General features: G+C 73.0%; 11 protein-coding genes. 5 read left to right on the top strand and 6 right to left on the bottom strand.

Annotated features, from left to right (window positions below; genetic code table 11):
- The 3 genes from ACZ6KO_RS01850 to ACZ6KO_RS01840 form a co-directional block, all read right to left on the bottom strand.
- Complete coding sequence (locus ACZ6KO_RS01850; protein WP_469298742.1) at positions 1 to 1,518, bottom strand: alpha/beta fold hydrolase; 1,518 nt, start codon at positions 1,516 to 1,518, stop codon at positions 1 to 3.
- A 127-nt stretch (positions 1,519 to 1,645) separates the two neighbouring features.
- Positions 1,646 to 2,230, bottom strand: coding sequence for a TetR/AcrR family transcriptional regulator (locus ACZ6KO_RS01845; RefSeq protein ID WP_469298740.1), 585 nt, complete (start codon positions 2,228 to 2,230; stop codon positions 1,646 to 1,648).
- 393 nt (positions 2,231 to 2,623) lie between these two features.
- Complete coding sequence (locus tag ACZ6KO_RS01840) at positions 2,624 to 3,481, bottom strand: hypothetical protein (RefSeq protein ID WP_469298738.1); 858 nt, start codon at positions 3,479 to 3,481, stop codon at positions 2,624 to 2,626.
- Positions 3,482 to 3,913: 432 nt separating this feature from the next.
- Between ACZ6KO_RS01840 and ACZ6KO_RS01835 the strand changes: the two genes are divergently transcribed.
- From ACZ6KO_RS01835 to ACZ6KO_RS01825, 3 genes are read left to right on the top strand one after another with little or no spacing between them, the layout of a single operon-like run.
- Positions 3,914 to 4,432, top strand: a complete 519-nt coding sequence (locus ACZ6KO_RS01835; protein ID WP_469298736.1) for a sigma-70 family RNA polymerase sigma factor — start codon at positions 3,914 to 3,916, stop codon at positions 4,430 to 4,432.
- Entirely contained in the window at positions 4,429 to 6,267 is a 1,839-nt protein-coding gene (locus ACZ6KO_RS01830) for a hypothetical protein (protein WP_469298733.1), read from the top strand. The genes ACZ6KO_RS01835 and ACZ6KO_RS01830 overlap by 4 nt, the downstream gene beginning before the upstream one ends.
- 19 nt (positions 6,268 to 6,286) lie before the next feature.
- On the top strand, positions 6,287 to 10,888 hold the full coding sequence (locus ACZ6KO_RS01825; RefSeq protein WP_469298730.1) for an FtsK/SpoIIIE domain-containing protein: 4,602 nt from the start codon (positions 6,287 to 6,289) through the stop codon (positions 10,886 to 10,888).
- A 70-nt stretch (positions 10,889 to 10,958) separates the two neighbouring features.
- Here the strand turns inward: ACZ6KO_RS01825 and ACZ6KO_RS01820 are convergent, their stop codons facing one another.
- Genes ACZ6KO_RS01820 through ACZ6KO_RS01810 form a run of 3 tightly spaced genes read right to left on the bottom strand, consistent with a single transcriptional unit; the run spans position 10,959 to position 12,660 of the window.
- On the bottom strand, positions 10,959 to 11,309 hold the full coding sequence (locus ACZ6KO_RS01820; protein WP_469298728.1) for a WXG100 family type VII secretion target: 351 nt from the start codon (positions 11,307 to 11,309) through the stop codon (positions 10,959 to 10,961).
- Positions 11,310 to 11,339: 30 nt separating this feature from the next.
- Positions 11,340 to 11,648, bottom strand: coding sequence for a hypothetical protein (locus tag ACZ6KO_RS01815; protein WP_401455258.1), 309 nt, complete (start codon positions 11,646 to 11,648; stop codon positions 11,340 to 11,342).
- A gap of 49 nt (positions 11,649 to 11,697) precedes the next feature.
- Positions 11,698 to 12,660, bottom strand: coding sequence for a serine/arginine repetitive matrix protein 2 (locus ACZ6KO_RS01810; RefSeq protein ID WP_469298726.1), 963 nt, complete (start codon positions 12,658 to 12,660; stop codon positions 11,698 to 11,700).
- Positions 12,661 to 12,823: 163 nt separating this feature from the next.
- On the opposite strand from ACZ6KO_RS01810, the gene ACZ6KO_RS01805 reads away from it, so the two are divergent.
- The gene (locus ACZ6KO_RS01805) at positions 12,824 to 21,541 is read left to right on the top strand and encodes a hypothetical protein (protein WP_469298724.1); all 8,718 of its coding nucleotides are present in this window, start codon (positions 12,824 to 12,826) and stop codon (positions 21,539 to 21,541) included.
- Entirely contained in the window at positions 21,538 to 24,219 is a 2,682-nt protein-coding gene (locus ACZ6KO_RS01800) for a right-handed parallel beta-helix repeat-containing protein (RefSeq protein WP_469298722.1), read from the top strand. Before ACZ6KO_RS01805 ends, ACZ6KO_RS01800 begins: the two co-directional genes overlap by 4 nt.
- The last annotated feature ends 158 nt before the right edge of the window (positions 24,220 to 24,377 follow it).

Here is a 24,377-nt window from a genome sequence, read left to right as displayed (position 1 = left end):
TCACTTCGGGGTGATCGTGAACGGTTCCCAGCCGAGGCCCGTCACGCACGCCGTGTCGGGTGCGGCCGGACGGGCGAGGAAGGACGCCAGCACCTTCTGGGCGCAGGGCGACTGCGGGACCACCCAGTGCCCGATGCCGGGGACCTGGACGGTGGTCGAGTCGGGCAGCGTGCGGGCCGTCCGGCCCGCCCAGCTCGCGCCGCTCTTCATGTCGCCCGTCCCGTTGATGAAGAGCGTCGGCACCGTGCTGACGGGGGCCACCCGCTGCGTGGCGGTGCGGTCCGGGACGTTCCACACGCGGCACACCTGTTCCTGGAAGGCCAGTTGGGGTGCCTGGGCCAGGACCTGCTCCGGCCAGTCCGGGAACGCCTTGCGGCCCGCCTCCAGCACATCGGACGCCGCGTGGTCCGGCACCCATTCGGCGCACACCACCGAGTTCGTCAGACCGTGGGCGGTCTGGCCGATGACCTGGGCGGACCCGGCGGCGCGGGCCCGGGCGAAGCGCTCCGGGCGGCCGCGGCCGAGTTCGTCGATCGCCGCCGGGACGTCGGCGAACGGAATCGCCTTGGCGACCAGCAGGTTCACCAGCGCGCCGCCGTCGAGGACGACCTTTACCGGGGCTCCGCCCCGCGGCGGCCGGACGTCCAGGGTCAGCGGCCGGGCCTCCAGCTCGCGCACCTGCTCGTTCAGGGTGCGCTCCGGGTCCGGGTAGCGGCTCTTGCAGCGGGGCTCCGCCGCGCAGGCCTTGTACAGGTTCTCGAGGCCTTCCCGGGCGCCGGACCAGGCGAAGGGCAGGGAGACGTACTGCCCGGGGGCGATGGAGTCGAGCGCCACCGCGCGGATCCCCCGGGGGTGCAGGCGCAGGTAGGTCATGGCCAGGTTGCTGCCGTACGAGTGGCCGTAGACGTTCCACTGCTCGATGCCCAGCGCCGTGCGCAGGTCGGCGAAGTCGGCGGCGTTCTCAGTGCTGTTGTAGGCGCTGAGGTCGGTTCCGCCGGCCGTCAGGCGGTCCCGGCACCGCTGCACCGCGTCGAGCATGAGCCGCTGCGTGTGCGGTGCGTAGGAGGGGAGCCCGACGGACGTGGCGGAGAAGCGGTCCAGCTCCGGGCAGGCGAGGTCGGGCGTGTCGTAGCGGTTGCCGCGCTGGGCCATGACGATGAGATCGCGGTCCCGGTTCAGGCCGGAGGAGACCAGGAACGGGATGTCGTCGAAGACCTCGCCGCCGGGGCCGCCCGCCATGAACACCACCGGGTCCTGGGCGGGCTTCGCCGAGGTGGCCGGGATGACCGCCACGGCCAGCCGGATGGTCCGGCCGCCGGGACGGGCGCGGTTCTCGGGGACTTCCAGGACTCCGCACCGGGCTGTGGCCAGCGCTTCGACCGGCTCGGGCGCCGTCCTGGGGCAAGGGCCTGGCACGAAGCGTGATCCGGCTGCCGCGCCGGCTCCGGTGAGGGCGGGCAGGAGTGCCAGCAGGGCCCCGGCAGCTGCATACGCCTTGCGGAAGCTGTGCTCTGCCATACGATCCGTTCCTCTGCCGAAGGGCGGCCGACCCGCCCGGGCGACGCCGCGGCGGTGTGGGCGGAACGTACGTATTCGACCTTACCGACCGGCCCGGGTGCGCGCACACGGGCCGGTGCGGCCACCGTCACCCACGGCCACCGGGCAGGGGCATCAGGCGGTAGAAGACCGTGGCCACCAGGTCGCGGGCGTACCGGGCGTCCAAAAGGCCGGGGCGGAAGAGGACGCGGTACATCATCGGGGCCACGACGTGGTCCATCACGATGTCGGTTCCGGGCGCGTGCTCGCCGCGCTGCGCGGCGCGTTCGAGGATGGCGTCCACCTGCTCGACGGCGTAGGCGGAGCACCGCCCGGCGCCGTCGCCGTCCGGGTCGCCGGCGAGGGCGTCGCGGAGGTACGAACGGCCCGCCGGGGAGGACATCTCCTCGAGGAAGGCGACGGCCCAGTGCTCCAGGTCCTCGCGCAGGCCGCCGAGGTCGGCCGGGGGCCCCTCGGGCCGCAGCCGCTCGACGGCGACGTCCGCGAGGAGCTCCTGGAGGTCTCCCCAGCGCCGGTAGATCGTCGACGGGGTCACACCGGCCCGTCCCGCCACGAGGGGGATGGTGAGGGCCGCGCGGCCCCGTTCCGCCTGGAGCTCGCGGACGGCCTCGTGCACCGACTGCTGGACCCGGGCGCTACGGCCTCCGGGTCGTACGGCTGGTTGGGGACTCATGGACCCAGCTTAAAGCTCATTCGTTGCAGGTCGGGACGGGTCACGCAAGGGGACCATCCCGGGATGGCGCGGCGGACTGCTCGATTGCGCAGGGGGGCGGCAGCGGACGCGGTCCCCAAAAGCAAAGAATGCGCTTTAGCGGCGTGGAGACATCTCGTGGACTGCCCCCACCCCCACGTCCCGCCGCCGACGGCGGGCCGGATCGCCACCGTCGGGGGCTCCTGCCGCCTCGTGACCGAATGACCCGACACGGCTCGGCGGGCATTTCGGTTCACCGGTTCCGGCACGAATGTGCGACGTCGCATCGAACGGAACGGGAATGGAGCGAATTACCCGGGCATTCCCAGCCGTCACATGACGGAAATCGCGAACCGTACGTGGACACGAGAAACCTCAGACCGTGAACCGTACGGCTTCCAGCCACAGGTTGTCGTCGAGCGTGCCGCCGAAGATGTAGTTGCCGGGTGCCTGGCCCCGCGGTTCGTCGCACGCCAGTCCGCCCCATCCGTGGCCGCGGACGGCGGCGTTCTGGCAGACCGCGCCGTCACCGACATTGATGACGAATCCCAGCATGTACGGATAGTCCTTCGCGGTGCCGCCGATGTAGTTGTCGATGCCGTCGGCCACACCGTTCCACGGGGTCTTCCAGTGCTCCTTGTATACGAAGGCGTTGGCGGCCGTGCCCTTCGTGCCCGACACCGCGATGTTGAGGGCCTTGATCCTTCTGCTCTGACCCTCCGTGCCGGCCGTGGCGCCGTCGCACACCGCCTTCTGCCAGCCGATCCCCTCGACGTAGGCCCGGTAGCAGATGTGCCGTCCGGGTTCCCGCGCGGCGAGCCGGGACACGGCGACCGCGGCCGTGTCCGGCGCGAGCGCCGGCGGCGCCGGCGCCGCGGCGGCCTTGGGCGCCGCACCGTTCGCGGCCGGGGGCTGCTGCTGCGGCGCGGGGGCGGCCTGTGGCGCGACGGCGGGCGGCTGGGGCTTCACCTCCGCCTCCGGAGTGGCCGAAGGCGTCGGCGTGACGATCGGCGCGGGGCGCTCGGCGGGGGCGGCGGACGGCGCGGGTGCGCGGAACGCCTCGGGAGTCGGGGACTGCGTGGCCATCGGCGGCATGTCGCGTACGGCGGCCGCCTCGCTGCTGTTCCCGAACTCCAGGGCGCCGGTGCCGGCCAGGGACGCGGTCAGGGTGAGCGGGACCGTCACCGCGGCCGTCCAGCCCAGCGTGGCCCAGACCCGGCGTCCGGGGGTCATACCGCGGGGGGCACGGACCGGGCGGCGGCGGAAGGCTTCCGCGAAGCTCGGCCCGGACGGCGAGGACGCAGGGGAGGAAGGGGAGGAAGGAGCGGAAGGGGTGGTCGATGAGGGCGCTGAGGCCGGTTTCGGGGTGCCGGGCTGCGGGTTCATGGTCCTGTGGCTCCAGTCGGGGTGGTCGCGGAGCGGGGCATGGGCGGGGCGGAAAGGTTCCCGGGGGCGCGGCAGCTGGGGCGCGGGCGGCCCGTGCCGCCAGAGTAAGCACTCACGATACCGGCCGGTTTCTTGATCTCGCGAGATTCTGAGCTTTTCCTGAGCATCAACCCGCTTTCCCTGATCTATCTTGACTGCGTGTCGCCGAGAACTGACTCTGCGGGACCGGGAATTCTTCATCAATCCGGTTTGCCGCATCCAGGGCGTTGGGGAGCAAAGATGATTGATGCTCATGGCACGTCCGATTCCGCCCCTCGCATCCCTTCGGCCGAGCGCCACAGGGCGCTGCTGATGCGGTTCGCGAGCCGGTTGACCGACGGGGACCGGTACCGGGCGGAGGACATCGTCCAGGAGACCCTCCTGCGCGCCTGGAAGCGGCCGCCGGCCGCCGTCCCGGCCGGTGACGACGAGCGGCTGCTCGCCTGGCTGTACACGGTGGCCCGCAACCTGGCGGTCGACATGCACCGACGGGACCGCGCCGTGCCGGTGGGCACTCTGCCGCCCCAACTGCTGAATCGCCCGGCGGACGGCGACATCGCCGACCGCGTGGTGGACCGGCAGGTGGTCCGCAGGGCGCTGGCCCGGCTGTCGGACGAGCACCGGGAGGTGGTCGTACGCGTCCACCTGTGCGACCGCCCCGGGCACGAGACCGCGCGGGAGATCGGGATCTCGCCGGGGACCGTCAAGTCCCGTACCCACTACGCCCTGCGGGCCCTGCGGCGGGAGCTGGCGGCGTGACCACCTTCGACCCGGTCCGTTGGCTCCTCGACCACCGGGACGGGGTCATCCGGTGGACGGTCGTGGTGTGCGTGGCCCTCCTGCTGTTCCTGCTGGTCCGGTACTTCGCCATGAAGCTGGGCGGCTGGCGGGCGGCGTGGCGGCGCCTGACGAGGGAACTGGCCCTCACCGCGGCCGCGTTCGCCTCGCCGGTGCGGGCGTGGCTGCGCTACCGCCGGGTGCTGCGGATCCTGGTCCGGCGGCTCGGCGATCCGGAGAGCTGGCGCGACGCCGAACGGGCCCTGGCCGCCGCCCGGTTGGCGGCCGCGCCCGCCCGTCCGTACGCCGTCCTGGTCGACGACGGTGAGGTCACCGTTCTGCTGGCCGGACGAACGGTGCCGTCGCCCGTGGAGCCCTGGGAGGCCGACGAGGACCTCCCCGACCAGTGGACGGCCCACCGGGCGGACCTCCCGGCGGTCGTCCCGGCGGTCGGCGGCCCGGCGGTCGGCGGCCCGGCATCCGGCCCTGCGGACGTCCAGGCGGCCGTCTCCGCGCTCGCCCCCGAGGCGGGCCCGGGCCGGCCGGTCGTCGTGGCGGTCGGCGCGGAGGACGGCTCCGCCGGACGCTGCGCCTTCCTGGACCTGATGTCGGGGCCGCCGACCCTGGCGCTGGACGGCGACCGGCGGGCCCGCGCGGCGCTGCTGCCGGCCCTGGGCGCGCAGTTGGGCGTACGCCTGCCGCCGGGACTGCTGATCGCGGCGGACGGGGTGCTCCGTGGCTTCCCGGGCGAGCCGGTGCGCGAGGCGTACCGGAGGGCGAAGGACACCCCGGCGCGGCTGGGCACGCCGCCGTTCCTGGTGGCGCCGGACCTGCCGGACCCGCTGCCGCCGGAGCTGGCGGGGCCGCCGGAGGCGGTCCCGGCGACGCGGATCCTCGTCCTGGGGTCCGGACGCGGGTACGTACGCCGCCTGTACGCCGACGGGCACGGCCAACTGGCGCTGCCGGGCACGCCGTTGCTGCTGATGGCGCACGCCTTGCCGCATGCGGTGGCCCGCACGCTGAAGCGGATCCCGCCGGTGCACCCGCCCGCGCCGACGACCGACGGGGTACGGGGCCTGTTCGAGGAGGAGGACGTCCCGCTCGGCGGGCTCGCCGTGGAACAGGACCCGGACGAGGGCATCCCGACGACGGCCCCGGCCCGCACGGCCGCGGCGTCCGCCGTGGCCACGGCCACCGAGGGGGCGACGGCCCCGGCGGCCACCCCGCTCCCGTCGCCGGCTCCGTCGCCCCGCCCCGTACACCCCGTGCCGGGCGACGCCCCGGCCCCCGGAACCGGGCAGGCCCCGGCCGCGCCCGGCCCGTCCGCCACCCCGGACCCCGACGCCGGCCCCCTGCCGGGCCCGGCCCCCGACCCGGCCTCGAACGGGCCGGAGGAGGCAGAAGAGCCTGAGGGGCCGAAGGAGCCTGACGGGCCAGACGGACCTGAGGAGCCGTTCGGGCCGGACGAGCCGGACGGGGCACGGCATCCCGGTGCTGCCGGACCCGACGGCGGGGGCCCCCGCGCCGACGGCGACGTGCCCGTCATCTGGGCCGGCTCCGACTCCGACCCGGGTCGCTGGACCGGCCTGACCGGCCCCGGGCAGGACGCCCGGGCCGCCGAGCGGCACGGTGGGACACCCGACGGCACCGGACCGGCCACCGACCCCGCCGACGCCGGCGCCCCCACCCCTGCACCCGACCCCGAACCCGAACCCGACGCCGGCCCCACCCCCACCCCCGACCCGGAAACCGACCCGGACACCGACCCCGATGCCGGGGTGCCCGCCGGGCCGGCCGGGGTGTCACCGCGTCGCTGACGTCACCGCAAGGAGTTCCGTGAGACTCACCCTCTCCACCGTCGACGTCCGCGGTCACCACGCGGATCACATGCTGGACCTCCCCGAGGGCGCCAACGTCGCCGCTCTCGGGGAGGCCCTGGGCGCCACCGAGCTCTACCTCGACGGCCGTCCGCTCAGCCCCGATCTCCCCGTTCGGGCCAGCGGACTGCGCGAGGGGTCGGTGGTCGGCCTCGGAGCCCCGGTACCACCCCCGGCCGTGGGCTCCGAGGCCTGGCGGCCGCCCGCCTCCGACCCGGTCCTGGTCGAGGTCCGCCACATCGGCGGGCCCGGCGCGGGCCGGGTCTGGCGGCTCGGCCCCGGCGCCCACGAGGCCGGCACCGACCGCGGCTGCGTACTGCGCCTCGACGGCGGCGGGGCGCCCGCCCTCGGCACGTGGATCACCGTGGGCACCGACGGCCGGGTGCGGCTCCTGCTCCCCACCACCGACGACGACACCGACGAGACCTGCGGTCTGCGCAGCCTCACCCCGCCGCCGCCCGTCGACCCCACCACCGGCACCCCGCTCACCGCCGAGGACCCCGCCGGACCCGAGGACGGCGGGCCGGGCGGCCACACCCCGGAACCCGCCCCGCCCGGCCCCGACGGCAAGCCCGAGGAACCGCCGCTCCCGCCGGCCGGCCGGCTCCCGGAGCTCGACGACGGATCGGTCGAATGGCCGCCGTACGCCGACCTGTCCCTCGGTGACCATCTGCTGCGCCTGTGCCCGCCGTTCGAGGCCGACGCCGCCGTGAACACGGCCGCCGACGGCATCGGCGTCGAGTACAACCGCCCGCCGCGCATCGCCCCGCACCTCGACGCCGAGTCCATGGCCATGCAGGGCCCGCCCGAGGACAACAGCAAGCGGCCCTTCCCGTTCCTCATGATGATCTCGCCGCTGATCATGGGCCTGGTCATGGTCTTCATGTTCCGCAGCCTCTACTTCCTGGTCTTCATCGTCCTGACGCCCCTGATGGGCCTCGGCAACTGGGTGACCTCCCGCCGGACCGGCCGCCAGCAGTACGAGGAGAACCTCCGGGTCTACCTCGTGCGCCGCGCCTGGCTGGAGCTGGAGATCCGGCAGGCCGCGCTGGAGGAACGGGAGCTGCGCGCCGAGTCCTTCCCCGACCCGGCATCCCTGCGGCTGACCGCGACCGGCCCGGGCAAGGGCCTGTGGCAGCGCCGCCGCCGCGACCCCGATCACCTCACCCTGCGCCTGGGCACGCTGACCCGGGCCTCCCTCAAGCGCATCGACGACAGCGCCCGCGAGGCCAACCGCCGCAGGGTTCACTGGCGGCTGGCCGACGTCCCCTTCGGGGTGGAGCTCGCCCTGCACGGCGTGGTCGGCATCAGCGGCTCCGGAACCGCGCCGCGCCGCCTCGCCTGCTGGGCCGTCGCCCAGGCCGCCGTCCTGCACAGCCCGCGCGACCTGCGGATCGTCGTCCTCACGGACGACCAGCGCGCCGACGCCTGGAGCTGGGTGCGCTGGCTGCCGCACCTGCGGGGCGGCCGCTCCGGTGGCGCCGTCATAAGCCTGGGCAACGACCCGGAGACCACCGCCCACCGGGTCAACGAGCTGATGGGCGAGATCCAGGCCCGCTCCGACGGCGACGCCTCCCCGATGCGCCACTTCCTCCAGCGGGAGCCGGACATCATGGTCGTCCTCGACGGGGCCCGCCGGCTGCGCGACGTCCCCGGCGTGGTCCACCTGCTGACCGCGGGCCCCGAGGTACGGGTGTTCAGCGTCTGCGTCGACGAGCGCGAGCGGCTGCTCCCCGAGGAGTGCACCGTCGTCGTCACCACCCACGGCAACCGGCTCTCCGTCCGCGCCTCGGGCGTGCCCGAAGTGACCGACGTACGAGCCGACCTGGTCGAGAGGCGCTGGTGCGAGGAGGTGGCCCGGGCGCTGGCCCCGATCCGCGACGTCACCGTCGACGGCGACTCCGGGCTCCCCGACGACGTCCGGCTGCTGCCGCTGATCGGCCACGAGCCCCCGGACCCGGCCGCGATCGTCAAGGCCTGGGCCCGCCGCCCGGCCTCCGCCGGCTTCGTCATCGGCTCCGGGTACGAGGGCCCGCTCACCCTGGACCTGGTCCGCGACGGCCCGCACGGACTGATCGGCGGCACCACCGGCTCCGGTAAGTCGGAGCTGCTCCAGACGATGATCGCCTCGCTGGCCGCCGCCAACCGGCCGGACGAACTCGCCTTCGTCCTGGTCGACTACAAGGGCGGCAGCGCCTTCCGCGAATGCGACCGGCTGCCCCACACCCTCGGCATGATCACCGACCTCGACGGGCACCTGGTGCGCCGGGCACTGGCCTCCCTCGACGCCGAACTGCGGCGCCGCGAGATCCTGCTGAACGAGGTCGAGGCCAAGGACCACCCGGAGTACCGGGCCAAGCGGGCCCGCAACCCGCGGTTGCCCGCCCTGCCCCGGCTCCTCATCATCATCGACGAGTTCGCGACCGTGGTCCGTGAACTGCCCGAGTTCGTCCCCGGACTGATCAGCCTCGCCCAGCGCGGCCGTTCCCTCGGCCTGCACCTGTTCCTCGCCACCCAGCGGCCCGGCGGCGTCGTCAGCACCGAGATACGCGCCAACACCAACCTGCGGATCGCGCTGCGCGTCATCGACCGGTCCGAGAGCCAGGACATCATCAACGCCCCCGAGGCGGCCGGGATTTCACCGAGCAACCCCGGCCGTGCCCTGGTCCGCCTCGGATCGGCCGCGCCGATGCCGTTCCAGACCGCCTTCGTCGGTGCCGAGCGCGGTGGTGCGGGGGCCGGGGAGGCGGACGCCGGGGACCGGTTCGTCCGGCCGGTGCGCAGCTCCGAGGTGACCTGGCAACGGCTGGGCCGGACGCCCGTGTTCACCGAGTTCGCGGACGAGGACGGCGATTCCGCCGGCCTGCCCTCGCCCGAGGAGCTGCCCACCGACCTGCAGGCGCTCGTCGACGCCCTCATCGAGGCGACCGACCGGCTCGAGGACTACACCCCGCAGCCGAGCCCCTGGCTGCCCCCGATGGACGACCGGATCGCGCTGGACGAGCTGCCGCCCGTACCGGATCCCGAGGAGGGTGCCCTCCCGCTCGTGCCGTACGCCCTGTTCGACCTGCCCGAGCTGCAGGAGCGGCGGCTCGGCGCGATCGACTGGTCCGTCTTCGGCCACCTCTACGTCATCGGTGCCCCGCGCTCGGGCCGTACGCAGGTGCTGCGCACCATCGCCGGCGCCACCGCCATGGCCATCGGCAGCGACGACGTCCACCTGTACGGGATCGACGCGGCCGGCAGCGGACTGGCGGCGATGGAGGCCCTCCCGCACTGCGGGGCCGTGGTCTCCCGGCACGACACCGAGCGGCTGGAACGCCTGGTCACCCGGTTGATCAGCGAACTGACCATGCGCCAGCGGCTGTTGTCCCAGTACGACTGCGCCGGCATCACCGAACTGCGCGCCAAGGTGTCGGCCGCCCGCCGCCCCGCGCACATCGTCCTGTTCATCGACGGCTGGGACGCGTTGAGCCAGCTCATCGACGACTACGACGGCGGCCGCGTCTACGCCGAGGTGGTGAGGCTGCTCCGCGAGGGCGTCGCGGCCGGCATCCACGTCATCGCCACCTCCGAACGCGTCCTGCTCGGCGGCCGGGTCGCCCAGCACAACGACAAGCGGCTGCTGCTGCGGCAGGCCGACCCCAGCGACTACCACCTGGTCGGCATGGCGCGGGACAAGATCCCCGCCCATGTCCCGCCCGGCCGCGGCTGGCACGCGCCCGGCGGGATCGAGACCCAGATCGGGCTGCTGCCGACGGTCTCGGAGGACCGCCCGGACCAGGGTGACGCCCTGCGGGCGATCGGCAGGCGGACCACGGCACGGGACAGCGCGGTCGCACCCGACCGCAGGCCGTTCCGGATCCGCGAGATGCCCGGCCTGATCGGCTTCCAGGAGGCCGTCGACCAGGTGCCGAAGCAGCAACTGCGGCCGCTGTGGGCGCTGCTGGGCGTCGGCGGGGACGAAGTGGCGCCGATCGGCTACGACTTCCGCGACGGCGGCGGTTCGTTCATCGTGGCCGGCCCGCCGCGCACCGGCCGCAGCACCGCGCTCGCCGCGATGTCGGTGTCCCTGCTGCTGGGCGGCACCCAGCTGATCGTGATCACGCCGCGCGAGTCGCAGCTGCGGCGGCTGGCCGCCCATGACCTCGCGCACGTCTTCCGGGAGCCCGACCCGTCGCCGGAGGCGCTCACCGAGGCGCTGGAGTCCTTCCGCGGCAAGCCGGTGGTCGTCGTCGTGGACGACGCGGACCTGCTGCTCGCCGCCGACGCCGACTCCGTGCTGCGCCAGGTGGCCGCCGCGGGCCGGGACCACATGCAGGGACTGCTGTTGTCCGGGCTGCCGGAGTCCATGCACTCGATGGGCTGGGTGGGCGTGGCCCGGCGGGCCCGGCGGGGGCTGCTGCTCGGCCCGAAGAGCGTCGGCGAGGGCGACATCATCGGCGCCCGGCTCTCCGGGGAGCAGATCCGCATGTCGCCGGGCCAGGGCCGGGGCTGGACGGCCGGAGAGAGCGGCGGCGCGGTCGCCGTACAGGTCCCGCTGACGGTCCTGGAGGGCTGACCCGCCCGGGGCCCGGTCGTGCCACCGAAAGCCCCTCACCGCACCGCGGTGAGGGGCTGCGGCCTGCCGCCTACTTCCTCGCCCCGCCCGCCCCCGCCGCCATCTCGGCCTGGGCCTTCCTGATCGCGATGGCGAGCTCGCTGTCGGACTGCGCCATCCCGTCGGCGATCTTCTTGAACGTCTCTGCGAACGTCTTGATGTTCGCCGCCGAATCCTTCATCTGGCGGCTGAACTCGCCGTAGGCGTCCCGCATCGCCGGGCTGGCCTTCTCGAAGACCAGGCCGTTCTGGAGGAGCCCGCTGACGTAGCCCTCCAGGTTGGCCAGCTCCTTCGCGATGTCGGACAGCTTGGTGGCCATGTTGGCGCAGCCCTTTTGGATCTGGTCGAAGTCGAATACGACGTCGTCGGTACCGACCGGCATGGTGATGCCCCTCTCCGCTGCCGTCTCCGGTCAGCCGTTGCTGTTGACCTGGCTCGCCATTTCGCCGTCCATCTTCTGCACGGACTCCTTGATCGCCTGGAACTGCTTGGCGAAGCCCTTGATGGCCTCCGTCGCCTGGATCAGCCCGGTGTTGAACTTCTCGTACTGCTGCGTGAGCGCCGGGCTGGTCTTCTCCAGGACCAGGGCGTTCTTCAGGAGGGCGTCCACCTCCTTCTTCGCCTCGGTCATGCGGGGTACGAGCGTGACGTCGACGCTCGTGTTCAGCAGGCCTGCCACCCTGTCGATCTCGGAGTAGGACAGGCGGATGTTGGCAACCATGCGGGGTGTTCCTTCCGGTCGTTCGCGGTGTTCGGGCGGTACGTGCGGGTCAGGAGCCGTTGGTGGGCCCGCTGCTGCCCTCGTCCTTCTGCACCTTCACCCACTGGGCGGTCGGCCCGGAACGCGTGTACTCCGTGACCTTGTCGCCCTCGGTGACCTTCATCGTCCCCGAGCCGTCGGTGTTGATCACGACCGACGAGACGCTGGTCGAGCCGTCCGCCCCCTTGGTGGTGATCGTGTAGTCGCGCGCGTCGAACGGCTTCCCGCCGCCCGGCGGCGTGACCATCTCCGGCGCCCCCTTGTACTCCGTCGTCGAGGTGTACGTCTGGCCGTGCGCCGTGACGGTCGAGGTCTCCTTCATGATGTTGTTGTCCTTGTCGACTTCGAGCTTGACGTCGATCGAGCCCGACGAGGTCTCCTGGCGGTAGTGCAGGGGCGGGGTGTCCGAGGGCTTGGGCGGCTGCGGGCCGGGGGGCTTGGGCGGATCCTTGTCCTCCCGCCACGCCTTGCACCAGCCGGGCTGACCGTCGCCGCTGCACACCGTGGAGATGCTGGCGTTGGGGTTGTCCCGGAAGTACTCGGACGCACCGATCTTCTTCAGGTACGCCTCCCACTTGTCCCGGTCCGACACCCACTTGTCGTAGGCCTTCTTCTTGTCCTTCCATTCCTCCAGGCCCAGCGACTTGGTCATCAGGCCGGCGCCCGCCGCGAGTTGGGAATCCGCCTCGAACCAGGCGTTGGACACGCCCTTGAAGAGGTCGGCGAGCTTGTTGAGGCCGTCCTTGGCCTGTCCCTGGCGGTTCTTGGAGGTGGTGTAGAAGTAGTTGAACTCGGCGGACATGTCGTACGTCCCGAGGACCCTGCGGCGCTCACTGGCCAGGGCCTCGCCCATGTCGCGGTACGAACCGCTGCCGCTTCCCGAGTTGGCCTGCTCGGCCATGTCCCGGAGCTTTTGCTGGACCTTGTTCAGCAACCCGTAGTCGATGGCGAAGTCCGGGGTCTTCTCCTCCACGTTCCGCCTCCTTCCCTGGTGGTCCTTCAATTCGTCTACGCTCCGCGGCTCCTTCCGGTTCAACCGGGCGCCAGGAAAGATGAGTTCGGCGGTGAACCGGTGGAGGGGCCGGTGCGTAGAGGAGGTAGGGGCAGGCGCCGTACGACGAAGGGGGTGGCCGTTCATGGCCCGACCCACCGACTGGTCCGCCCTCGGCATGACCGAGGACCCGACCCCGGGCGACCCGGACGAGATCGACCGGATCATCGCCTCCCAGTTGGCGCTGATCGAGCTGGCGAAGACCATCGAGGGCGGGCTCGACGAGGTTCTGAACACCTCCTCCAACGCCTTCAAGGGCAAGACCGCGGACGCCATACGAGGGAAGATCAACACCCGGATCCGCGGCTTCGTCACCACCTTCAAGAAGGCCCACGAGACCTTCCGCACCACCATGCAGACCTACGCCGGCGTCATGCGCGAGCAGCAGCGCAAGACGGAGGAGGCGCTGACCGCGGCGAAGGCGCTGAAGGAGGACGACAAGGACGGGCGGGAGACCCACAAGAAGGCGGCCCAGGCGGCCCAGGCGACCTTCGAGGCCGCCGCCTCCACCGCCGCCACCGCGCTCTCCGAAGCCGCGAGCTCGATCTCCTCGCCCGTGGACGACTGCGCGGAGGTCTGGAAGGTCCTCACCTACATCGCGATCATCCTGATCATCCCGGCCATCTTCACGGGCGGCACCCTGGCCCTGGTCGCCTTCGCCCTCAACATGAGCCTCATGATCAAGACGGCGATCGACTTCCACAACGGCGACGCGTCCGTCACCGATCTGGTCCTCTCCATCGTCGGTGTCATCGCCCCCACCACCAAGGGCCTGAACATCACCGCGGCCTGGGGCGCGCTGAAGGGCTTCAGCACCAAGGCGTTCACGGGCTTCAAGAACCTGGTGCTCGGCGGCCCCAACTCCTTCGGCCTGTTCATCCGGAACGGTCTGCACATCGGCGACGTCATGAGCGGGACGTTCACCTGGGTGCGGGCCGGTGTGTTCACCGGGCTGAAGTTCGACGCCCGGGGGCTCCAGGCCGGCCACTTCATGGGCGGCAGCGGGCGGGCGTGGGGGTTCATCCCGGTCGCCACCGACCTCGCGGTGATCAACATCGCCGGTGCCGGGACCTTCTTCGGGGTCCGCAGCTTCATCGTCGGGCTGAACGGCATCAAGGCCGGCATCACCACCATCGCCGGCGGGCTCAGCGGCTGGAAGGGCCTGCGCCTGATCCTGCCGGTGGCCGCCGACGAGATGGGCCAGGGCATCGGCCTCGCCATCAAGATCGGCTTCTACGAGCGCGGTCTCCTCGGCAAGTACATCCACGGCGCCTTCATCAACGGCAAGTTCATCGGCGACCTCGGCAAGATCTCGGGCGCCGCGGGGGCCGGTTCCCACTTCTTCGGGGAGGGCGGCGCCGTCGGCGGCTCCGGCCTGATCCGCACCGACGGCTTCACGTTCTCGCCGACCGGCAATCCCTTCGGCTCGGGGGGCCCCGGGATGGGCGACTGGCACGGTTTCAGCCCGTCCGGGCTGTTCTCCGGTCCGCCGCCCGGCCTCTCCGTGATCACCCCGCAGGGCCTCGACGTCCACCTCGGGGCGGCGGGCGGGCTCGGCTCCATCGGCCGCCTGGACCTGCCGTCGATCGACGCCCGGCTCGTCGACCTGGCGTCGCTGGGCACGGGCGGCACCGGCGGCACCTTCCAGTTGCCCACGCTGGGGCCGGTGACCCCGCTCGGGGCGGGCGGCGGCGCGGCGAACCTGCCCGCGCTCGGGTCCGTGACCTCGATCGGCGTCAACGGGACCACGGTCCAGCTTCCCGGTCTCGGCTCGATCCCCCCGTCGATGCCGGTGCACACCCAGATCGACATGCCGCAGCTCGGCACCTCCGTGGGGGCGCTGCCGGCGACCACCGTCACCGCACCGGAGCTGACCAGCATCACCGGGGCGCTCGTGCCCGTGAACGTGTCCACGCCGTCGCTGCCCTCCCTCGGCCACGTCAGCGTGCCCTCCCTGGGCGCGGTGGGCGGGGGCGGGATCGGGCAGATCTCCACCCCGCTCCCGGGCGTCGACGCCCAGCTCGTGGACCTGCCCGCGGTGGGCGGCCTCGGACAGGTCGGCGAGGTCCAGCTGGGCCAGGTGAACCTGCCCTCGCTGAGCGTCGCCACTCCCCAGCTCGGCGTCACGCCCGGCGGCCTGGGCGTCGGCGAGATCTCCGCACCACAGGTCGGCGCGCACCTCGGCGAGGTCTCCGTGCCCGGGGCGAACGCGCACCTCGGCGACACCTCCGTACCGGGCGTGCAGCCGGGCCAGGTGTCCGGGCCGGGCGCGCATCTCGGCGACACCTCCGTGCCGGGTGCACAGGCAGGCCAGATCTCCGTGCCCGGGGCGAACGCGAACCTCGGCGATGCCTCCGTACCCGGCGCACAGCCGGGCCAGGTCTCCGTGTCCGGCGCGCACGCGAACCTCGGCGACCTGTCCTCCCTGCCCCAGGGCCGGCTCGGGGAGCTCGGCGCACCTCGGACGGGCGCGCTGGGGATCGGCCAGGTGGACCTGCCGGCCGCCCACACGGGCACGGTCAGCCTGGCCGCACTGGGCGGCGCCGCCTTCGCCCCGCGGGCCGGCAGCCACCTCGCGGACTCGATCGCCTCGGTCCACGCCGCGGCCTTCAGCAACCCCCGGGTGTTCGTCAACCACACCGTGGTCCTCGACTTCCAGCACACCTTCACCAACCTGCCCGACCTGCCCGGGGTGGAGGTCCGGGTGGCGCCCGGCCTCCAGAGCGGCAACCAGGTCGACATCGAGGTGGACACCCCGCAGGGCCTCGCCGGAACGCTCGACACCCGGCACGTCCAGGTCGCCGGCCAGGACGTGCTGCGGGTCGAGCACATCCGCGCCGACGGCAGCGTGCGCCGCCTCGACTACGCGCTCAGCTCGGGGGCCGGGCACGCCCTGATCGACGACCAGGTCATCGACCCGCACGTCACCGGGGGCGGCCCGGCCGGCAGCGCCCTAGAACTGCAGCCGCTCCCGCAGCCCGGGACCGGTACCGGGACAGGCGGCGGCCTGACGGGCACGGCCGCGGGCCCGAGCTACGCCCACTTCCTGGAGCTCGCCGGGGGCGGCCACGTGCCGCCGACGCCGGGCGCCGCGGGTGGCGCGGGCGCCGCGGGTGGCGGCGGCCCGGTCCCGGCGGCGGCGCCTCCGGTCCTGCACGTGGTGACCCTGCCGGGCCTGAGCAACACCTTCGCCCACGTCCGGACCGACGCGGCCGGTGTCATCACGGACGTACGGGGCATGCCCGGCGGGCACCCGGTCGACGTCCAGCACGTTCGCGGCGCGGGCCCCGCGGGCGCGGACATCGTCCGGGTCGAGCACACCGCCGTCCCCGGTGTCGAAGTGCTCCGCTGGGATTTCACCGCCGACACGGCCGGCACCACGCTCGTCGGCAGCGAGCGGCGCTTCCAGCTCAATGACGGCGCCCTGGGCGGTTCGACGGTCAGCCTCCACCTGAACCCCGACCGCTCCGTCGGCAGCATCCGGCTCCTCGGAGCCGGTGACGCCGTCCTGCCCACCGGCGGACGTCCCGTCCTGATGAACGGCGCCGGCCTGAACATCCCGGCCGCGAACGGCTCCGGCTTCCACCTGTACAACCCCGCCACCGGCATCCAGACCCACACCGGCATTGCGCTGAAGGGCCCCGACGGGCTGCCGAACGGCCTGCACGTGCTCACCCCGGCGGGCACCCCGGCCGGTACCGCCGGTGCCGGTGCTGGCGCGGCCGGCGCGGCCGGCGCCGGTCCGCTGCCCGCCCCGCGGCTCACCGGCGCCGACGGCATGACCGGGCTGGGCACGGTCACGCCCCACGGCGAGGTGTTCCACGTGAACCCCACCCCGGCCCCCGGCGCCGTCCCCGCCCCGCAGATCGGCGTGTACCGGGCCGACGGCACCTTCTCGCACCACGCGCTTCCCGTACCCGCCGTCACCCTGCCCGGCGGCGCCGGGGCCGCGTTCGTACGGATCCCGGACGCGCCCGGCGGCGCCCCCCGGCTCGTACACGCCGACGGCGGCGTGATCGACGGCGTCGGCGTCCACGCCCAGGCGGGCGGCGGCTTCCGGATCAACAGCGGCGGGCAGCACATCGCCGTCGACGCGGCCGGCGTCCACACGCACAACGTGGTCAGCCTGCACGGCCCGCACGTCCCGGCCGACGGGCACTTCGTCTTCACCCCCGTCGGCACCCCGCACACCCCCGTCCCGCAACTGCGCCAGGCCGACGGCGCCGTCGACCCCGCCGCGGGGCAGGTCACCCACGTGGACGGCACCCTCCACGTGGACCTCGGGCACCACCGGTTCTCCGTGCACACCCTCGACGGCGCGTTCTCCCACGAGGGCGTCGCCATCACCGGGCTGGGCCACGTACCCCCCGGCGGCGCCTTCGTACGGGACACGCCCGGCAGCGGCGCCGCCCCGCAGCTGGTGCGCGGGAACGGCACCGCGATCGACGGCGCCACCGTCACCGCGCAGGGCCCGGACGGCTTCCGGATCCAGCACGGAGGGCAGCACATCGCGGTCGATCCGGCCGGCGTCCACACGCACGACGTGGTCCCCCTGTACGGGGTGGGCGTCCCGGCCGCCATGCAGTACGTCTTCACCCCGGCCGGCACGCCGGACACGCCCGCGCCGCACCCGCGCGACGTGGGCGGCGGCGTCGACGACACCATCACCGTCCAGCGGGCCGGCGACGAGTACCGGATCACCGACGCCCACGGCACCATCCGGGTCTTCGACACCGGTGGCGGCGTCCTCCTGCACACCGACGTGCCGGTCACCGGCGGCGCCCTCGACGGCCATGTCATCCGGACCGACGCGGGCGGCGGCATCAGCATCCTGCGGCCCGACCTCCAGCCGCTGCCCGGGAGCCAGGCCGTCACGCAGACCGGCCTGCCCGACGGCGGGTTCCGCGTCCAGCACACCGACGGCCACTTCGTGGTCGACACCCGCGGCGTCCACACCCACACCGTCGTCGAACTGCGGGGCGAGGCGGGCGGCGGCACCGGACACTACGTCTTCCAGCCGACCGGAGCGGCCGGAACGCCGCCGCACCCCCACCTCAAGGACGCGGCCGGCGCCGACCTCCCCGACGACACGCTCACCCTCCTCCCCAACGGCAGCATCCGGGTCGACAGCCCCGGCTCGATCCGTGTCCACGGCGCCGCGGACGGCCGGTTCCAGTTCCGCGCCCTCCCGCTCGACCCTGTCGACGACGCCCAGCCGCCGCACTACATCGGGCTGTACTCGACGGGCACGCTGGGCAGCCTCGACCACAACCTCGACCCGATCGCCGGCGTCACCGTCAACCCGCGCCCGGGCCACGGCTACCACGTCGCGGGTTCGAACGGCGAGTTCCGGATGTTCGACGGGGGCGGCCGGCTCGACGTCGTCGGCAATCCGATCGGCGGCAACCTCTTCACGATCAGCACGCCGTACGCCGACCCGTTCCGGCTCGTCCGGCTCGGCGACGCCGCGTATCCCGCCAACCCGTCGCTGACCCGGTTCTTCGACCCCACCCCGGGCGGGTTCCGCTTCCTCGACGGCAACCTGGGCGTCGTCCACGGCGAGACGTTCACCCCAACACTCGGCGGCGGCATCCGGCTCGACGGGTTCGGGGGCCTGCGGCAAGGCGAGTTCAAGCAGTACGGGCCCGACGGCACCCTGGAGATCCAGCGGATCAACGTCATCCACAAGGGCGAGATCAAGCCCGATCAGCACCTGGAGCTCTACCACGTCGCGCACCACGGCGCGGGCGGCCATGCCGAGAACACCTGGGCGCTGATCCGCACCGGCGACGACGCCCCGGCCGGCGGCCCGCCCGTCTCCAAGTGGTTCGAGGGCGGCGTGATCGACACCAAGGGCCTGGAGAACGGCCGGATCCGCCTGACCACCCACTCCGGCATCACCGTCTTCGAGCAGCGGCCGCTGCCCAACGGCAACACCCTCGGCGCCTTCCAGTCCGCCGCCAGCGCCAACATCGCCGGGTTCTCCATGACGAACCAGCGCGGGGTGTGGTACGAGTTCGACCCGGCGGGCAACAGCGTCCGGCACGGCACCCGGCACTGGGGCGAGAGCTACCGTTCCTACTTCGACTCGGCGGACACCAGTGGCGTCCGCCGCGTCATGCACTTCCAGAAGCTCCCGGACGGCGGCCATGTCATCGGCACCACCGACCGCGGCGCCATCACCCAAAGCCTGGGCAAGGGCACCTGGTTCCGCTACGACGCCGACTTCAAGCTGATCGCCCAGGGCGAGCGCACCTGGGGACAGGTGCGCGGGTTCACCGACACCATGAAGCACCCCTTCACCGGCGAGACCGTCGTCATCCACGAGAAGTTCGGCCGTTTCCAGTTCAACGTCCACGACGTACGAAGGCTCTTCCAGCGGGAGATCGGCGCCGACGGTCTCCCCAAGGAGACCTCGGTGTCGTTCTCCACGCACGGCAAGGAGATCGACAGCGTCAAGGTGCTGGAGAACGGCGATGTCATGGCGGTCCAGCGGATGGCGGAGCAGCGCCCGCCGACCCGGTACCGGTGGTTCCTCAGCGGCGGGTGGCGGCACACCGATCTCTCCAAGGTGCCCTGGTTCAAGCACGACAGCCTGACCCAGCTCCACGAGTGGCGCATCACGTCGGGGGCCGGCGCCGCCCTGGGTGACCTCTCCCACGGCATCCGCCTGCTCACCCAGAACGGCGGCCTGACGGACATCGCGAAGAACGGCCACATCGTCGCCGAGACCCGCGCGCTGCTCCACGGCAACACCCTGACCGTCGGCAACGTCAAACTGCCCCAGGGGGCCGACGGCCACCTGGTGCCCGCCGTGCAGGGCTATCTGCCCTGGTCCGAGGGGAAGGGCGCACTCCAGGGCCACCGCACCTTCAACCCCGCCGACTTCGACGCCCCGTCCAACGTCGACATGGGCCGGATCAAGTGGCAGGACCGGTTCACCACCAACCTCGACGACGGCGACTGGTACACCCCGAACGCCGGAAAGACCTGGCACGTCACCCGCATCGGACTCAACGACGGCCAGGTCATCGAGTACCGGCCGAAGCCTGAAATCCGGCCCGCCGAACAGCAGGGCGACGGCCTCGTCACCTTCCGCCAGAACCACCACATGGGCAACGGTGACTTGACCAGGTACGACCACCACGGTTACGTGCACGCCCGGCGCGACACCTGGCCCACGCCCAACAGCGAGGGCGTCATGATCATCAAGGGGCACGGTCCGAGCACGGGCCGGATGAGCTGGTCCGACGTGGCGACCCCCGACGTCATCGGAGGACCCCGGCTCACCGCCCACGGCCGCGACATCAACCCGTACGGCTGGGACCGCGAGTCCTACCGGGACTTCACCCCGAAGTCCGACGGCATGCAGCTGCTGCGGGACCACCAGCTGCTCGCCGACGGCACCACCGTCCAGGCCTGGAGGGTCAGCCGGGAAGCCAACGGCACCGAGGTCTGGCACTGGCGCAAGGTCGACGTGCACGGCAACATCAAGCAGTTCGGCACCGGCCCGGGCGACCAGGTCCGGGTGTGGATCGATGTCAACGGCAACGTGCTTCCCGGCTGGCGGAAGGACGCCCGCTGGTCCGACCAGGTCGTCAGCCTCGGCGGCATGAAGGTCCAGGAGATCCCGCCCAAGCCCGACGCCGGATGGTTCCAGAACTGGTTCGGCGACAAGCCCTTCCGTATCCGCGAGTTCGTGGCGGAACCGGGCGGGACCTTCAACCCGCACGTCTGGAAGGAGTTCGACACCGGCGTCGTCGTCCGCGAGAAGAAGCTGCTCTCCAACGGCACCTACCTGGAGAGCGAGACCTGGCAGAAGCACTGGCGCCAGTACGGCCCCTCCGGCACGAACCTGCTGACCGAACGGGCCCCCTCCGGCTACGTCTACAAGAGCGACGCCTTCAGCGGCAAGCTCACCCTGGTCGGCCGCGAGACCGACTACGTCGACTGGGCCGCCCAGTACCGCGGATACTTCCGGATGCTGAAGGACCCCAACCGCTGGGAGTTCGGCCCCGCCGTGGGCGGCGAGTCCACGTACCGGCCGTTCATCGTCAAGGCGGTACAACAGATCGCCCTGCAAGGGGGTCACGAATTCGTCGTCGACTTCGCCGCGAACCTGGCCGTGGCCTCGCTCACCGGAAACGCGCTCACCGGTACGGAGGTCGCCAAGGCCGCCTACAGGTCCTCCCTCAGCGCGGGCATGACGAGCCTGCTCATCGCCGCGCACCAGTCCTACGGCCGAGGCACCCCGTGGAAGAACGGCCTCAGTTACATCGACTACGGATACCCCTACCAGCGCCACCCCATCGACGACGACTGGGGCGGCGAGTGGGCGGGCCCGGAGCGGGTCGGCCGCTGGCGCACCGTCGGCTACGAGATCGCCGTCGCCAACGTGTCCGGCGTGCTGGGCGGACTCGCCGACGGCGCCTCCACCGCCGCGATCTTCGGCGCCAAGAACGTCACGGGTGAACTGGTCCACCTGCGCGGCACCGATGCCCTGATCGCCGGCGCGATGCGCTCGCTCGGCAACCTCATCCTCGGCACCACCGTCCTGCCGGCCCGTGAGGTCGTCCACTTCAACCTCGCGGGGCGCTGGTACCACCGCTCGGGCGTGGTCGACATCTTCCTCGTCCCGGCCCTCGGCAAGATCATGGACAAGTACATCGCCGCCGCCTACCTGGGGCCCTGGCTCCGCGACCGGTTCCAGCCCGGCTGGTTCTTCATCCCGAGCAGCACCGGTTCCGGCCCCGTCCTCCTGATCGACCCCGACCTCTTGCCGACGGGAGCCCCCACCCCATGACGACCAGCGCCGGCGCGCACAGCGCGGCCCCCGCCGCCGCCCCGCCCCTGCGCGTCGCCGCCAAGGGCTGGGGCGGCCACCGCACCATCGCCTCCGCCCTCGCCGCGGCCCCGCCCGGCGCCGTGATCACCATCGCGCCCGGCGTCTACACCGAGTCCCTGCGCCTGGAGCGCCGGGTGCTGCTGGAGCCGGAGTTCGGATCCGGAACCGTGCACCTGCGCTCCCCCGGCGGTCCGCTGCTCACCGTCACCGCCCCCGGCTGCGAGCTGTACGGGCTGGATCTGCGCGGCTGCGACCCCGCCGAGGCCGCCGTACGGGTCGCCGACGCGGCCGGACTGACCCTGACCGAGTGCGATCTCGGCGTGGGCAGGATCGACGTGCTCGGCTCCCGTCAGGAGGCCGCGGCGGCCGACAACGCGGCACTCACCTTCGCCGACACCCTCGCCGGCGCCCTGCGCGACCCGGTCGGAGGCGGCGTCCTGCTGGTCCGCCGCAGCCGGCTGCACGACGCCCGGCACGCCGCCGTACACCTGGAGGGCGATGCCCGCGCCCGCCTGGAGGACACCGTCGTCGACACCGTCGACGGGCTCGGGGTGGCGCTGGGCGGCAGCGCGGTCCTGCTGGGCGAGCGCCTGCGCGTCACCGGCACCGCCGGCTCGTGCCTGCGCGCCCGCGGCTCCTCCCGGGTGCTGCTGCGCGACGCCCACCTGGCCGGGCCCGGCCGCCACGGACTGCTCATCGAGGACGAGGCCGAGGCCCTGCTGGAGGAGTGCCGGATCAGCGATCCGGCCCGGGGCGGTGTCCGCGCCGACGGCTCGGCGAGCGTCGGCCTGGCCGACTGCCGGATCACCGGGGCCGGGACCGACGCGCTGGCCGGGTACGGCTCCGCCCGGCTCACGGTGCACGGCTGCTGGATCCTCGGCCCGGCCGGCCACGGCCTGGTCGTGGCGGGCGAGGCCACCGCCCTGGCCGGCGACACGCTGATCGCCCGTACGGGGGCCGCGGCCGTACGGGTCGGCGACGGGGCGGGCGCCGCGCTGACCGGCTGCCGGATCGGTGTCAGCGGGGAGCACGCGCTGACGGTGACCGGCACCGCCCACGCCGACGTCACCGACACCACGTTCGCCGACGCCGCCGTATGCGGCGTGCACACCGACGGCCGGGCCCGGCTGGACCTCACCGGCGGCCGTGTCGAGCGCGGCGAGACCGGGCTGCGGCTGCGCTCCACGGCGGCCGCCGCCGTACGGGGCACCACGGTGACCGGCCCGCGCAAGGCGGGCGTCGAGATCGGCCCCAAGGCCCGCACCACCTTGGCGGGCGTCCGGATCGGGGCCACCGGCAGCGCAGGCGTGGTGCTGGACAGCGGGGCCCTGCTCACCATGGAGGGCTGCGCGATCGAGGCGGCCGGCGGCAGCGGCATGGTCGTGGCGGGCGACGCCGAGCCCAGCGTACGGGGCCTGCGGATCGAGGGGGCGGCCAAGAACGGCATCCTGTTCGCGCCGGGCGCGGGCGGCACGTTCGACCACTGCGACCTCGCCGGCGGGAACTTCCCCGCCCTGCACATCGGCAGGGCGGCCACGCCCCGTTTCACCGGCTGCCGGGTGCTGGACTGCTCGCAGGACGTCGCGCTGGCCGAGGGCGCGGCGCCGGTCTTCGAGGACTGCGTCTCGGTCCGGGTCAAGAACCCGGCCCTGCCCCCCGTCACCGCCACCGGTCCCGCGCCGGGTACCGGCCCGGCCCCGTCCGCCGGCCGCCCCGACCCCGCCCCCGACTCCGCCCGGCCGGGCGGCTTCTCCGCGCTGTCCGCCGGCTCCGACCCCGCCGAACTCGCCGACCTGGGCGAGCCCGAGCCCGCCCCCGAGACGCTGGAGGAACTGCTCGCCGAACTGGACGAGCTGGTCGGTCTCGACGGGGTCAAGCGGGACGTCGGCGGCATGGTGAAGCTGATGCAGACGGTGCGGCTGCGCCAGCAGGCGGGCCTGCCCGCACCGCCGCTGAGCCGGCACCTGGTCTTCGCGGGGAACCCGGGCACCGGCAAGACGACGGTGGCCCGGCTCTACGGCAGGCTGCTCAAGGCGCTGGGCCTGCTGGAGCGCGGCCATCTGGTGGAGGTCGACCGCAGCGCGCTGGTCGGCGAGTACGTGGGCCACACCGGCCCGAAGACCGCCGAGTCCTTCAACCGGGCCCGCGGCGGTGTGCTGTTCATCGACGAGGCGTACGCGCTGGTGCCGGCCGGGGTGTCCAACGACTTCGGCCTGGAGGCGGTGGCCACCCTGGTCAAGCTCATGGAGGACCACCGTGACGAGGTGGTCGTCATCGCCGCCGGATATCCCGGGGACATGGAGCGGTTCGTCTCCTCCAACCCCGGCCTGGCCTCCCGCTTCACGCGGAGCCTGGTCTTCGCCGACTACAGCTCGGCCGAGCTGGTCCGCATCGTGGAGCACCACGCGCAGCGCCACCGTTACGAACTGAGCGAAGGGGCCCGCGTGCGGCTCGGCGAGCACTTCGACGCGGTCCCCCGCGACGCCCGGTTCGGCAACGGCCGTACCGCCCGCCAGGTCTTCCAGGCCATGACGGAGCGTCAGGCCCTGCGCATCACCGAACTGACCGACCCGGTGGAGGCCCAGCTCGTGGTCCTCGACGAGGAGGACATGCCCGTCGCGCCGCCGCCCGCCTGATGCGGCGTACGGGGGCCGGTGGGCCACCTGACGATCCGTGATCTCCGTAGCCGGAAGCGGCCACGGCGCCCTGCGCGCCGCGGCCGCTTCCGTTTTCGCGCACCACCCTAGCCGTCACCTGTGACATGTGAAATATTACCTGCGCTTCGACCGCACGC

The sequence above is a fragment of the Streptomyces sp. NPDC042102 genome (assembly GCF_055582305.1).
This window is presented reverse-complemented; position numbering and strand designations above follow the sequence as displayed.